Source organism: Methylosinus sporium, assembly GCF_003113265.1.
GTDB lineage: Bacteria > Pseudomonadota > Alphaproteobacteria > Rhizobiales > Beijerinckiaceae > Methylosinus > Methylosinus sporium.
Window position 1 is genome coordinate 51,271 of record NZ_PUIV01000014.1, and the last position, 12,920, is coordinate 64,190.

A 12,920-nucleotide genomic window follows, 5' to 3' on the forward strand; every position below is an offset into this window, starting at 1 on the left:
CTTACTGGCGATGTACGTAGTCGAGCGGCAGTAGCGAGTAGCAAATCGGCTGCTCGCTACTCCCAAAACCCTATTCGCTATTCGCTCTTCACGCCGCCTCGGCCCGGGTCAGCGCGTCGCAAATATCGTCCACGACGCTGACGACGATCTCGGGGTCGTCGCCTTCGCCCATCACGCGAATGACAGGCTCCGTGCCGGAGGGGCGGATGACGAGGCGCCCGGAGCCTTCCAGGCGCCGCCGTCCCGCCTCGATGGCGGCGATGACGCGCTCCTGCTCCAGCGCCTTCGCGCCGCGCGCGCGCACATTCTTCAGCACTTGCGGCAGCGGCTCGAAGCAGCGGCACACCTCGCTCACGCGGCGGCCGAGTTTCTTCACCGCGGCGAGCGCCTGCATGGCGGTCACGAGCCCGTCGCCGGTCGTGCTGTAATCGGAGAGGATCACATGGCCCGATTGCTCGCCGCCGAGATTGTAGCCGAGCTCGCGCATCCGCTCGATGACATAGCGGTCGCCGACGGCGGTGCGCTCGAGCGTCAATCCGAGCCCTTGCAAATGGCGCTCGAAGCCGAGATTGGACATGATGGTCGCGACGACGCCGGGCTTGGCGAGCAGGCCGTCGTCGCGCCAGCTGCGCGCGACGACGGCCATCAGCTGATCGCCGTCGATGACATGGCCGAGCTCGTCCACCATGATGACGCGGTCGGCGTCGCCGTCGAGCGCTATGCCCACATCGGCGCGCATCTCGCGCACCTTGTCGCGCAGCGCCTGCGGGGCGGTCGAGCCGACGTCGCGATTGATGTTGAAGCCGTCCGGCTGGTCGCCGATGGTGATGACCTCGGCGCCGAGCTCCCAGAGAGCTTCCGGCGCGACCTTATAAGCGGCGCCATTGGCGCAATCGAGCACGACGCGCAATCCCTCGAAGCTCATGTTCCGCGGCAGCGTGCGCTTGGCGTATTCGATATAGCGGGCGCGCACATCCTCGACGCGCTTGGCGCGGCCGAATTGCTGCGGGCCGGCGAGGCGGCTGGTCAGATCGCGGTCGATGAGCTTCTCGATCTCGGCTTCCGTCTCGTCGGTGAGCTTGAAGGCGTCCGGGCCGAACAGCTTGATGCCATTGTCCTCGAAGAGATTGTGCGAGGCGGAGATCATCACGCCGAGATCGGCGCGCATGGAGCGCGTCAGCATGGCCACAGCCGGCGTCGGCATGGGGCCGAGCAGCAGAACGTCCATGCCGACCGAGGTGAAGCCGGCGACCAGCGCATATTCGATCATATAGCCGGAGAGCCGCGTGTCCTTGCCGATGACGACGCGATGGCGTCTCTCGCTCTCGCGGTTGAACACGAGGCCGGCGGCCTGGCCGACCTTGAGCGCGAGCTCGGGCGTGATCTTCTGATTGGCGCGTCCGCGGATGCCGTCCGTACCGAAATAGCTGCGCGTCATTGCTTGTCGTTCTCCGAGAAACGGCGGGGGCGGCGACGCCGGAAAGGCGCGAGCGCCGCCGCCGCGGCGCCAATCGACCTCGAGATTATGGGCGTTTTCGGACGAAATCCGTCCCTACGCGCATCATCGGAAAAGGATATGAAGAAATATCGCTTCTCATATTGGCTGCTTCCATCGCCTTTCTCGCCCTGTGGTCTGTGCGTATGGCCCGGTTTCGCCCTTCCGGCGGCGGGGCTATGCTCGCGCCACGCTAACATGATCCGGGGGGCTCGATGAAGGTCGTCATCTATCACAATCCCGCCTGCGGCACGTCTCGCAAGGTGCTCGCGCGGCTGAAGGAGGCCGGGCTCGAGCCCGAGATCGTGCAATATCTGAAGACGCCGCCGGACCGAAAGACGCTGAAGGCGCTGCTGAAGCAAATGGGGAAAAGCGTGCGCGACATTCTCCGCGAGCGCGGTACGCCTTACGCGGAGCTCGGCCTCGGCGATGCTTCGGTGACGGACGAGGCGATCTTCGATGCGATCGAGAAGCATCCCGTCTTGATCGAGCGGCCGATCGTCGTCATCGGCGACAAGGCCGCTCTGTGCCGGCCGCCGGAGGCCGTCGAGGCGCTGCTCGCGTGAGCGGGGTCGGCGCGGCGACGCTGCTCGCCTATGTCGGCGCCGCCTTCGCGGAAATCGGCGGCTGCTTCGCCTTCTGGGCTGTCGCGCGGCTCGGCAAATCGGCGTTCTGGCTCGCGCCCGGCGCGCTCTCGCTTTTCGCTTTCGCCGCTTTGCTCACCCGCGTGGAGACGGAGGCCGCCGGCCGCGCCTATGCGGCCTATGGCGGCGTCTATATCGCCGCCTCGGTGCTCTGGCTCTGGGCGGTGGAGGGCGTGCGGCCGGATCGCTGGGATGCGATAGGCGCGACGATCTGCCTCATCGGCGCCGTGCTCATTCTTCTCGGCCCGCGCGGCTGAGCGCAAAAAAAGCCCGGCGGTTCGCGCCGGGCTTTTGTTTGAAATCGGGTCCGTCGATCAGACCGGATGCGGCTCCAGCCCGCCGGCGTCCGGCTCGGGCGAGGGCCGCGTGCGGCCGGTCGAGGGCACGGGCGAGGGGCGCGCCGGCGGGGCCGCGGGCGGCACATCCTCGCGCACCGGGCGCTTGCCCTGCAGCAGGCCGATCATCTCGTCGCCGGTCAGCGTCTCGAACTCCAGAAGGCCATTGGCCAGCACGTCGAGATCGCCGCGCTTCTCGGTCAGAATGCGCCGCGCGTCCTCATAGCCTTCCTGCACCAGGCGCCGCACTTCCGCGTCGATCGTCTGCTGCGTCGCCTCCGAGAGGGTCTGCGTGCGGCCGATCGAATAGCCGAGGAACTGCTCCTGCTGCGGATCGGCATAGGCCACCGTGCCGAGCTTGTCCGAGAAACCGAGCTGCGTCACCATCGCGCGGGCGATGCGCGTGCATTGCTGAATGTCGCTCGCCGCGCCCGAGGTCACCTTGTCGCGGCCGAACACCAGCTCTTCCGCCACGCGTCCGCCCATCGCCAGAGCCAGCATAGCCTTCAATTGCTCGAAGCTCTGCGAGATCTGGTCGCGCTCCGGCAGGCCCTGCACCATGCCCAGCGCGCGGCCGCGCGGGATGATCGTCGCCTTGTGGATCGGGATGGAGCCCGGCATGTTGAGCTGCACCAGCGCATGGCCGCCCTCGTGGAATGCGGTGAGGCGCTTCTCCTCCTCCGTCATCACCAGAGTGCGACGCTCGGCGCCCATCATGATCTTGTCGCGCGAATCCTCGAACTCCTGTCGCGTGACGATGCGCTTGCTGCGTCTTGCAGCCAGCAGCGCCGCCTCATTGACGAGATTCATCAGATCGGCGCCCGAGAAGCCCGGCGTGCCGCGCGCGACGACCTTCAGATCCACATCCGGCGCCAGCGGCACTTTGCGGGCATGAACCTTGAGGATCTTCTCGCGGCCGATGAAGTCGGGGTTCGGCACATTGATCTGGCGATCGAAGCGGCCGGGACGCATCAGCGCGGGATCGAGCACGTCGGGGCGGTTGGTCGCGGCGATGAGGATGATGCCCTCATTGGCCTCGAAGCCGTCCATCTCGACGAGCAACTGGTTCAGCGTCTGCTCGCGCTCGTCATTGCCGCCCCCTAAGCCGGCGCCGCGATGACGACCGACGGCGTCGATCTCGTCGACGAAGATGATGCAAGGCGCGTTCTTCTTGGCCTGCTCGAACATGTCGCGCACGCGGCTCGCGCCGACGCCGACGAACATTTCGACGAAGTCGGAGCCCGAGATGGTGAAGAAGGGGACGTTGGCCTCGCCGGCGATGGCGCGGGCGAGAAGAGTCTTGCCGGTGCCGGGCGGGCCGACGAGCAGCACGCCGCGCGGAATGCGGCCGCCGAGACGCTGGAACTTCTGCGGATCACGCAGGAATTCGACGATCTCCTGGAGGTCTTCCTTGGCCTCGTCGACGCCGGCGACATCCTCGAAAGTGACGCGGCCCTGCGTTTCCGTCAGCAGCTTGGCCTTGGACTTGCCGAAGCCGAGCGCGCGGCCGCCGGCGCCCTGCATCTGGCGCGACAGGAAAATCCACACGCCGAGAAAGGCGATGAGCGGTAGGCCGTTGATGAGCAGAGTCATCAGCCAGCTGTTGCCGTCGGCCGGCGGACGCGCGCTGATGGCGACATTCTTCGCGGTCAGGCGCTGCACCAGCGAGGGATCATTGGGCGCATAGGTCGAGAACGGCCGATTGTCGGAGAAATGTCCGCTGATCTCATTGCCGGCGATGGTCACGTCATGGACGCGCCCCTGGTCGATCTGCGTGAGCAATTCGCTGAAGCTGATATCGCGGATCGGAGTCCGCTGACCCGGCTGCTGGAACAGCATGACGAGCGCCACGACGAGCAGCCCGATGATCGCCCAAAGAGCGATGTTCCTGAAGTTTGCGTTCATGTCGAACCTTGCGAATGACGATTCCGCCCGAGCCATCCCGGAAAACGAAAGTCGTTTCCTGTAATCTAGGCGCGTCGGAAGCGATTGCCAAGAGAGCGCCTCGCGCGCTTCCGAGAGAGCGCCTCGAGCGCTTCCGAGCGAACGGCGCGCGTGTCGACGAGACCCTTCGATCGAAACGTCATACGATCGAAACGGAGTGGCTTTTTTGCGGCCGTCAGGTGATTTCGGCGCGCCGTCGCGGCGGCTCGGGCGCGATGGCGACGGCGTCGCCCTCCAATGTCACAATGGCGCCGCCCAGCGTTGTTTTGAAGCGCCTTTCGGCCGCGAGCGCCGCGGCGAGCCCTTCCCCTGCGCGCTCCAGACGCTCGAGCCGCGGCTCGCCGCCGCCGATGCGCGCGATCTCCGCTGCGAGCAGGCGCAGCAGCAGCTCGCGCGGCAGAGCGCGCAAGGCCGCGGCCGCGACGTGGAATCGTTTCGTCGCGCGTTCGGCCGGCAGCTCCAGCGCAGCGCGCTCGGCGCTCCAGGCGAGCGCTTCTTCGGCGCGCGCGGCGCGGGCGGAAAGGCGCAGCAGAGCTTTAGAGTCCAGTCCTTCCGCCGCGAGAGTGGCGGCGAGACGCCGCAGCCGCACGCGGGCATAGGCGGGATTCTCATTGGAAGGATCGCTGACGAAATCCTGTCCGGCGACGGCGCAGACATTTTCCAGCTCCGCTTTGCTAAAGCGCAGCAGCGGCCGCAGCAGCGGCTGCTCTTCTATGCGCGACTCCGCGGCCATTGCGGCGAGGCCGGCCGTTCCGCTGCCGCGGGTCAGACGGAACAGCACGGTCTCCGCCTGATCGTCGGCGTGATGGGCGGTGACGATGGCGCTCGCGCCGATCTCTCTCGCGCAGGCGCAGAGCAGGCGATAGCGCGCCTCCCGCGCGCGCTCTTGAATGCGCGTCGTCGGCTTTTTCCCCTGCCATCGAAGAATATGATGAACAAATCCGCGCGCGCGCGCCCAGTCGCCGACTTGCGCCGCCTCCCGCGCCGCTTCGGCGCGCAGCCCATGGTCGACAGTGGCGATCTCGATGCGCTTCTGCGCCGCGAGCGGCCAACTCGCGGCGAGCAGCATCAGAGCGATGGAATCCGGCCCGCCGGAAACGGCGAGCAGCAACGTTTCATGAGCGGCGAGCGGCGCCAGCGCGTCGGCGGGATCGGGAAGGGGCGGTTCGACGGGCATGAAGCGATTCAGACGAGAGCGCCCGTCAGCATCGCACCTTCTTACTTTCTTGCTGAGCGATTTCTTTCACCCGCGCCGGGGCGCCCGGATATTTCACCGCAATTTCGCCGAATGAGGCGCAGGCCTGCTCATTGGCGCCGATCTCATGCAGCGATTGGCCGAGCCTCAGCATGGCCTCCGGCCCCTGCGGCGAGCTCGCATGTTTGGCCGTGATCTCGAGAAATTTCTCCGCCGCCTCGCGATAGCGCTTCCGCAAAAAATAGCTCTCGCCCAGGTTGAAGATCGCTTGCGGCGCGAGACGGCTCTTCGGGTTGCGGGTGAGGAAGCCGGCGAAACCCGTTTCGGCGGCTTCATATTCGCCTTGACGCAGTTTGGAGACGGCGAGGTCGAACTCGTCTCTCGGCGTTTGCGGCGGGGTGACGGCCGGCGAGAGCGCAGCCGAGGTCGCGGCGGGCGGCGCTGGCGCTGGCGCGGCCGGCGGCGGCGCTTCGCCGAGACGCCCGTGCGTCAGATCGAGCGGAGCGCCGGGCGAACGCAGATCCGAGGTGCCGACTCCGCCCGCCGGAAGCGGCGCGCTCGGCGGAGTCGCGCCGATGGGGCGTGGCGCGCCGGGAGCATTCGGGTTGAGGCTGGGGTCGAAAGCGTCGCCGCGCCGCTGCCCGACAGGGGAGCCTGCGCCCGGGCCGGGCGGCGGCGCCTCCGGCGCGGCGACGGCGCGCGGCGGCGCCGATCCGGCGGCGGGCGGCAGGCCGGCGGCGTTCTCCTGCGAACGGCGCAGCTGATCTTCCAGCCGCCGCACGCTGTGCTGCAACTCCTCGACGAGACCGTTGAGCGAGCGGATCTGATTTTCGAGCCGGTCGATGCGGACGCTCGCCGCGCTGGCCTCGCGTCCGGCGGCGTCCTCCTCCGGGTCGCGATGGCCGAACAATTGCGTCACATCGAGACGGCGGCCGATATTCTGGCCGATGTTCTGAAGGCCCTGGCCGATCTTGTCGAGGCGCGGTCCGTTATTTTCGGGCTCGGCCGCGAAGGCCGCGCCGGCGGCCATTACGACGCCGAGGACGGCGCCGACGAAAATGGAACGTGACGAAAGCTTCATGGCGGAATCATTCGCGGGGAGCCGTATGGGACGAGGCGTAGCATAAGCCCGGTTTCGGCCAAAGTTTGACGAAGCCGCGGCGAAGGTCGCGCGAGTTGTGGCGAAGCGTTTTCTTCGCGGCTACTCTCGCTATCGTTTCGCCGTCTTTCTCCATAGCCGGTCCGCATGACGTGTCGTCGTCGCCCAGCCGTTTTTTTCGTGATCTGTGCCGCTTTTGCGGCGTCCCTGGCCCATGCGCAGGAGGCGGCCGGCGTCTGCGCGCCGGAGGCCGGCGCTCCGGTCGAGATCGCGTCCGTTGGCGCGGAGCTCGACCTGGCGACCATGGACGGGCGCCGTCTGACGCTCGCCGGCGTCGAATTTCCGTCGCGGGAGGCGGCGCGGGAGGATTTGCGGCGCTTTCTCTCCGAGCGTCTTTCGGCCGGCCGGCTGGTCTTCCTCTCCACCGCGACGGCGGCGCCGAATCGCTGGGGCGAGGTCGCCGCCGGGCTGTTCGTCGAAGGGGAGGGGGACGAGGCGCCGCTGATCTCGCTCGCGCAAGCGACGATCGCCGCGGGGCTCGCACGCTTTCGCCCCGATCCGGCCGCATTCGCCTGCCGCAATGGGCTGCTCGCCGCGGAGGCGCAGGCGCGTGGACGAAAGCTTGGACTTTGGGCCTCGGGCGAGTATCACATCGTCGACGCCGCTCGACCCGAAACGCTCGTCGAACAAAAGGGCATGGTTCTGGTGGAGGGCGTCGTCGGCAAGATCGGCGAGACCGGAGGCTCTCTCTATCTGAATTTCGGGCCGCGCCGGGGAGATTTCGCTGTCGTGATCTGGAAACGCAATCTCGAGACATTCACGCGGGCCGGAACGTCGCCCAGAATGCTCACGGGGCGGCGGGTGCGCGTGCGAGGATTGATTGACACAGCTTTTGGACCGCGCATGGAGCTTCTCTCTCCGGCGCAGATCGAGCTCCTCGGCGACGAACGCCCCGGCGCGCTCGGCCGGCCCTGAGGCGGGGCGGAGCGGCGCGCGTGTCGCCGCGCTCGCGGCTTCGCTGGCTTTCGGTCTTTCCGGCTGCGCCCAGCTCGAGCGGCAGGGCGAAATGCTCAATGGCGGAGCCGCGTCGCAAGCGCGATTGCCGCCGGCCGTGCCGCGCACCGTCGGCGGCGAGCAGCCCTCGACTGCCGAGCACAAGGATCTCGTCGCGCAATTCGGCGGCGAATATCGCTTTTTGTCGGCCGAGCGCTATCTCGACGAGATTTTGGTCAAGCTCGCGCAGGCGAGCGACACGCCGGGCCAGGCCGCCTATAAGGTGACGATCCTCAACACGCCGGTGGTGAACGCTTTTGCTCTGCCGAGCGGCAATCTCTATGTGACGCGCGGCCTTCTCGCCCTCGCCGGCGACGCCTCGGAGGCGGCCGCCGTGATGGCGCATGAGATCGCCCATGTGAGCGCGCGCCACAGCGCGCTTCGCGCCGAGCGCGAGCGTGAGGCGGAGGTCATCAGCCAGGCCGCGGCCGTCATTCAGAGCAAGCAGAAGAGCGACGACGTGCGCGCCTCGCAGCGTCTGTCGTTCGCGAGCTTCTCGCGCCTACAGGAGCTGGAGGCGGACGCGATCGGCGTGCGCGTGGTGGCGCGCGCCGGCTTCGATCCGTATGGCGCCTCGCGCTTTCTCGCGGCGCTCGGCAAATCCGCGGAGCTGCGCGCCGTGCTGTACGGCAAGAAGAAAGCGCCCGACCTCGACATATTGGCGACGCATCCCTCGACGCCCGATCGCATCGCCAAGGCGGTGGCGGCGGCGCGGCAGATCAGCGCCCCCGGCGTCGGAACGCGTGATCGCGAGGGCTATCTCGCCGCGATCAACGGCCTCGCTTATGGCGACGATCCCAATGACGGCTTCGTGCGCGGCCGCAAATTCGCGCATCCGCGGCTGCGCTTCACCTTCGTCGCGCCGGAAGGCTTTCTGCTCGAGAATTCGAGCGAGGCCGTCTTCGGCGTGAAGGAGGGCGACGACGAGGCGCTGCGGCTCGATCGCGTACGCGCGCCGGTCGGCAAGACGATCGAAGCCTATGTCGAATCCGGCTGGGTCGACGGGCTGTTGCGCTCGTCGATGAAGCGCATCGACGTCAACGGATTGCCGGCGGTGGTCGCCAGCGCGCGCGCCGGTGAATGGAATTTCAAGCTCGCGGTCATTCAGATCGACGATGAATTCTATCGGCTGATTTTCGCCGTGCGCGCGCTCGACGCGGAGGCGGAGCGACGTTTCGCCGCTTCCGTCGCCACATTCCGACGCTCGAGCTGGGAAGAGTCGCTCGATGTGCGCCCGCTGCGTCTCTCCATCGTGAGCGCGGGCGCAGAGGACACTGCGGAATCCATGGCGCAGCGCATGGTCGTTCCCAATCGTCCGCTCGAATATTTCCAATTGCTGAACGGCCTCGAGCATGGTGGCCGTCTCACGCCGGGCGAGAGATATAAGCTCGTCGTCGAGTGAGAAACGCGCGTCCGCGATGGAACCGTCGCGCTTCGAAAATGTTGTAAGCCTTAGAATTCCCGGGGGGGCGGACAGGCAGGGCGCCGATCGCGCAGCCGCCGGTCGCGTGACCGTCTGGGAGTTCTCCTCAATCGAGGCATCGTCGCAGCGCTTCTCATTCGATCGATCTTTCGATCGAAGCCTCGATCGCGCGCGACAGCCACCCCGGAGAGCGAGAATGGCTTATTTGCCCGGAGTCGGACGCGAACTCGTGAAGGCGGCGATGGATGCGCCCTTTCTAGAACGCGAAGAAGAAAAACGTCTGGCCATCGCGTGGAAGGACAATAAGGATACGGATGCTCTGGATAAGCTCGCCTCCGCTCATATGCGGCTGGTGATCGCGCTCGCTGTGCGCTTCCGTCATTACGGGCTGCCCGTCGCCGATCTCGTGCAAGAAGGGCATGTCGGCCTGCTCGAGGCCGCCGCGCGTTTCGCGCCGGAGCGCGACGTGCGCTTCTCCACTTATGCGACCTGGTGGATTCGCGCGTCCATTCAGGATTATGTGCTGCGCAACTGGTCGATCGTGCGCGGCGGCACCAGCTCCTCGCAAAAGGCGCTATTCTTCAATCTTCGCCGGCTTCGCGCCAAGCTCGCACATGCGCCGCAGTCGGAAGCGGGCGACGCTTTCCAGGCCATCGCCGGCGCCATCGGCGTCTCGCGCGCCGATGTGGAGCTGATGAACTCGCGTCTCGCCGGCTCCGATGTCTCGCTCAACAGCCAATTGGTCGAGGACGATTCCTCGACATCGGCCGAGCGCATGGATTTTCTCGTCGACGATCGGCCGCTGCCCGACGAGGTGGTCGAGGATCGCGTCGATTCCGGGCGTCGCGCACGCTGGCTCGCCGATGCGTTGACGCTTCTGTCCGAGCGCGAGCTGCGCATCGTGCAGGAACGGCGGCTCAGCGAGACTCTCGTTACGTTGGAGTCGCTCGGCGATCGCCTCGGAATATCGAAGGAGCGCGTCCGCCAGATCGAGAATCGCGCATTGTGCAAGCTGCGCAAGGCGCTGACCAAAGCCCAGGAGACGGCGACGCCGGCCGAATGACGCGGCTCCGCCGGCTCGAAAGAAAAAACGCGGCCCCGTTCGGGGCCGCGTTTTTTCTTTTGCGTTCGAGATTGCGCGCGATGTCAGGCGGCGCGCTCTTCCACGTCGTCCTCTTCGCCCTCTTCGCCGGCGTCGTCACTGGCGTCGGCGTCATCGCCGCCCTTGGGACCGCCGCGGCGCGGGCCCTTCTGCAGGAAGGATTCGATCAGCTTGAGCGATTCCGAATCGATGAGCTTGCGCACTGCTGCGACCTCGCGCGCCATGCGGTCGAGCGCCGCCTCATAGAGCTGACGCTCCGAATAGGACTGCTCCGGCTGCGTGTCGGACCGATAGAGGTCTCGCACCACCTCGGCGATGGTGACGAGATCGCCCGAATTGATCTTGGCCTCATACTCCTGGGCGCGACGCGACCACATTGTGCGCTTGACGCGCGCGCGGCCGCTCAGCGTGGAGAGCGCCTTGTCGACGACCTCGTTCTCGGCCAGCTTGCGCATTCCCACGGCGGCGACCTTGCTGGTCGGCACCTTCAACGTCATCTTGTCCTTGATGAAGCTGACGACGAACAGCTCGAGGCTGAAGCCGGCCACTTCCTGCGTCTCGATCGCGATGATCTGTCCGACGCCATGCGCCGGATAGACGATGAATTCGTTCGTCTTGAACCCGAGCTTCTGCGCCGATGTCTTCGCCTTCGCGGCGGGCGTCGGCGGTTTGATGGGGGCCGCAGCCGCGGCGCGCGCGGCGACGATGGCCTTGGGCGAAAGGGCCGAGCTCGCCGCTGCGCTCGTGGGAGCGGCGGGGGCTCTGGGCGCCGGCGAAGATTTGGCGTTGACCGCCTTTCCTTGTGTCTGTTTTGGCACTGGAATGGTTTCGCTCGAAGCTGGAGTTGAAACGGCCGCCGTCGCATTCCCCCCGCTCGCGCCCGCATCGGGGGCGGCGCTCGGAGAGACGACGTCGGAGTGCTCGATATCGATATTGGTCGCGCTCTGGCGCAAGGGCGTGGTGATTCTCGTCTCCCCGGTTACGCCGGCCGCAACGGCGATTGAAGTCTGATGCGTCTGCGGAGCCTCCGAGGAGGTCTGCGGGCGGATGGTCTCGACACGCGTCGCTTCGACGCTCGGCGCGGTCTTTTGGGTCGCCTCGATCTCGATGCGGCGCTCCGTCGCGCACGCAACCTCGCCGCTGCGCTTGGCTTCGCTGCTGCGGGTGGCGCTGGCGCGCGCCCGCGCCGGCGCTTCGGCGACGGCGGCCTTGGCGACCGCGATCTTGGCGATGGCCGCCTTGGCGATGGTGGTCTTGGCCGAAGCCGCGGTCTTGGCGCTATTCTGGGTCACTTCGGCGGCGGTCTTGGCGCTTCGCGCCGCGATGGATTTCGCCGCTCCAGACCGAGCCGCGCTGGCTTTGGCGGCGGTCTTGGCGGCGGCGCGCGTCCGAGAGGAGGCGGTTTTCTGCGTTCTGGCGGAGCCGCGCTCGGCGCTCGCCGCCGAGCGACCCCCAGAAGACTTGCGGCCGGCCGAAGGCGCGGCTCCTGCGCCGACGCTCGTCCGCGCGGGTTTGGCGGCTGTCTTCCCCGCCGCGGCGGCTGTACGCGCGCTCGTTTTCGCGGTCTTGGCGGCCGCGGTCTTGGCGGAAACGCTCTTTCCCGAAGCCGTCTTTCCCGAAGCCGTCTTGCCCGAAGTAGTCTTGGTGGAAGCCGTGGTCTTCGACGTCTTGCCTGCGGCGGTCGCGCTAGCCGACCTTTGGGTCCGCGTCTCGGAAGCTGCGGCCGTCCGCGCCGTTTTGCCCTCAGCGCCGCGTCGCGCTCCGGCGACGGACGCCTTGCGATTCTTTGCGGTCTTCTTGCTGGACGAGGGCATACGCGGATACTCCTTCTATTGTCCCGCTGTGGAGACGGGACGAAGCCTCGTGACCGAAGGGGCTCATTGCGCCCCGGCCAGGATAGCGCCAATGATCGCGCATGGTTCGGCTGGCGAAAGTCCGACGCTTCACAATATAGAGCCGACGCTGGCGGGCGCATCGCCGCCATCTTTGCCCATTCTCGACGTCGCGGGTTTATCTCCGATCGGGGCGCCGCGACGTTCGAGCCCTGCGCGCCCGAAAGTTAAGTCTTAATGTTCTGTATATCATGTGGTACGGCAGAAATCAAAGGAAAGGCGTCGGCGCCTTTCCGCATGGTTACGATCGGCCGGGGAGCAGCCGTTGAATCTCTTAACGATTTCGACGGCGCGGAGGTTGTGGACGGCGCGGCGTCAGTCGCCTTCGCCGGGCTCGGGCGAGAAATGCGCCTCCAGCTTGCCGGGCTTGCCGTCCCATTCCTTGGCGTCGGCCGGCGGCTCGCGCTTGACCGTGACATTGGGCCAAGTCTGAGCGTATTCGGCGTTCAGCGCCATCCATTTCTCGAGGTCCGGCTCGGTGTCGGGCTTGATCGCCTCGGCCGGGCATTCGGGCTCGCACACGCCGCAGTCGATACATTCGTCCGGATGGATCACCAGCATGTTGGCGCCTTCGTAGAAGCAGTCCACGGGACAGACTTCGACGCAATCCATATATTTGCACTTGATACAGTTTTCCGTGACGACATAAGGCATGGGGGGTCCTCGATCCGCGGGCTTGCTAGCGTTTTTGAGAATGGGTTGCAAGCGGCCTCCCGGCCCGCGCGGCGCGCATGATAT

11 protein-coding genes are annotated in these 12,920 nt (G+C 66.7%); 5 read left to right on the forward strand and 6 right to left on the reverse strand.

Annotated elements, in window-relative coordinates:
- Positions 1 to 88: 88 nt before the first annotated feature.
- Positions 89 to 1,438 carry a phosphoglucosamine mutase gene (glmM, locus tag C5689_RS10745; RefSeq protein WP_108917271.1) on the reverse strand — a complete coding sequence of 450 codons (1,350 nt, stop codon included), beginning with the start codon at positions 1,436 to 1,438 and terminating at the stop codon, positions 89 to 91.
- 272 nt (positions 1,439 to 1,710) lie between these two features.
- Here glmM and arsC point away from each other — a divergent pair, with 272 nt between their 5' ends.
- Positions 1,711 to 2,061: an arsenate reductase (glutaredoxin) gene (arsC, locus tag C5689_RS10750; protein WP_108917272.1), complete on the forward strand. Its 351-nt coding sequence runs from the start codon at positions 1,711 to 1,713 to the stop codon at positions 2,059 to 2,061.
- The gene (locus C5689_RS10755; protein ID WP_108917273.1) at positions 2,058 to 2,396 is read left to right on the forward strand and encodes a YnfA family protein; all 339 of its coding nucleotides are present in this window, start codon (positions 2,058 to 2,060) and stop codon (positions 2,394 to 2,396) included. The genes arsC and C5689_RS10755 overlap by 4 nt, the downstream gene beginning before the upstream one ends.
- 57 nt (positions 2,397 to 2,453) lie before the next feature.
- Here the strand turns inward: C5689_RS10755 and ftsH are convergent, their stop codons facing one another.
- From ftsH to ybgF, 3 genes are all read right to left on the reverse strand, one after another.
- Positions 2,454 to 4,379, reverse strand: a complete 1,926-nt coding sequence (gene ftsH, locus C5689_RS10760; RefSeq protein WP_108917274.1) for an ATP-dependent zinc metalloprotease FtsH — start codon at positions 4,377 to 4,379, stop codon at positions 2,454 to 2,456.
- A gap of 214 nt (positions 4,380 to 4,593) precedes the next feature.
- Positions 4,594 to 5,595, reverse strand: a complete 1,002-nt coding sequence (gene tilS, locus C5689_RS10765) for a tRNA lysidine(34) synthetase TilS (protein WP_108917275.1) — start codon at positions 5,593 to 5,595, stop codon at positions 4,594 to 4,596.
- Positions 5,596 to 5,620: 25 nt separating this feature from the next.
- Positions 5,621 to 6,694, reverse strand: a complete 1,074-nt coding sequence (gene ybgF / locus C5689_RS10770) for a tol-pal system protein YbgF (protein ID WP_108917276.1) — start codon at positions 6,692 to 6,694, stop codon at positions 5,621 to 5,623.
- A gap of 198 nt (positions 6,695 to 6,892) precedes the next feature.
- Between ybgF and C5689_RS10775 the strand changes: the two genes are divergently transcribed.
- The 3 genes from C5689_RS10775 (at position 6,893) to C5689_RS10785 (ending at position 10,251) form a co-directional block, all read left to right on the forward strand.
- Positions 6,893 to 7,687, forward strand: coding sequence for a nuclease (SNase) (locus tag C5689_RS10775; protein WP_174800286.1), 795 nt, complete (start codon positions 6,893 to 6,895; stop codon positions 7,685 to 7,687).
- A gap of 91 nt (positions 7,688 to 7,778) precedes the next feature.
- The gene (locus C5689_RS10780; protein WP_244594667.1) at positions 7,779 to 9,167 is read left to right on the forward strand and encodes a M48 family metalloprotease; all 1,389 of its coding nucleotides are present in this window, start codon (positions 7,779 to 7,781) and stop codon (positions 9,165 to 9,167) included.
- Positions 9,168 to 9,384: 217 nt separating this feature from the next.
- Positions 9,385 to 10,251, forward strand: coding sequence for an RNA polymerase factor sigma-32 (locus C5689_RS10785; protein WP_108917278.1), 867 nt, complete (start codon positions 9,385 to 9,387; stop codon positions 10,249 to 10,251).
- A gap of 83 nt (positions 10,252 to 10,334) precedes the next feature.
- Here C5689_RS10785 and C5689_RS19005 read toward each other — a convergent pair whose 3' ends face one another.
- On the reverse strand, positions 10,335 to 11,582 hold the full coding sequence (locus C5689_RS19005) for a CarD family transcriptional regulator (protein ID WP_306432203.1): 1,248 nt from the start codon (positions 11,580 to 11,582) through the stop codon (positions 10,335 to 10,337).
- Positions 11,583 to 12,497: 915 nt separating this feature from the next.
- Positions 12,498 to 12,836: a ferredoxin FdxA gene (gene fdxA / locus C5689_RS10795; protein WP_108917279.1), complete on the reverse strand. Its 339-nt coding sequence runs from the start codon at positions 12,834 to 12,836 to the stop codon at positions 12,498 to 12,500.
- Between the last annotated feature and the right edge of the window lie 84 nt (positions 12,837 to 12,920).

What these genes read in the sequence shown, in the direction of transcription:
- C5689_RS10785 (WP_108917278.1), top strand. Translation starts at nt 9,385, where the DNA reads ATGGCTTATTTGCCCGGAGTCGGACGCGAACTCGTGAAGGCGGCGATG.
- arsC (WP_108917272.1), top strand. Translation starts at nt 1,711, where the DNA reads ATGAAGGTCGTCATCTATCACAATCCCGCCTGCGGCACGTCTCGCAAG.
- ybgF (WP_108917276.1), bottom strand. Translation starts at nt 6,694, where the DNA reads ATGAAGCTTTCGTCACGTTCCATTTTCGTCGGCGCCGTCCTCGGCGTC.
- glmM (WP_108917271.1), bottom strand. Translation starts at nt 1,438, where the DNA reads ATGACGCGCAGCTATTTCGGTACGGACGGCATCCGCGGACGCGCCAAT.
- fdxA (WP_108917279.1), bottom strand. Translation starts at nt 12,836, where the DNA reads ATGCCTTATGTCGTCACGGAAAACTGTATCAAGTGCAAATATATGGAT.
- C5689_RS10780 (WP_244594667.1), top strand. Translation starts at nt 7,779, where the DNA reads ATGCTCAATGGCGGAGCCGCGTCGCAAGCGCGATTGCCGCCGGCCGTG.
- tilS (WP_108917275.1), bottom strand. Translation starts at nt 5,595, where the DNA reads ATGCCCGTCGAACCGCCCCTTCCCGATCCCGCCGACGCGCTGGCGCCG.
- ftsH (WP_108917274.1), bottom strand. Translation starts at nt 4,379, where the DNA reads ATGAACGCAAACTTCAGGAACATCGCTCTTTGGGCGATCATCGGGCTG.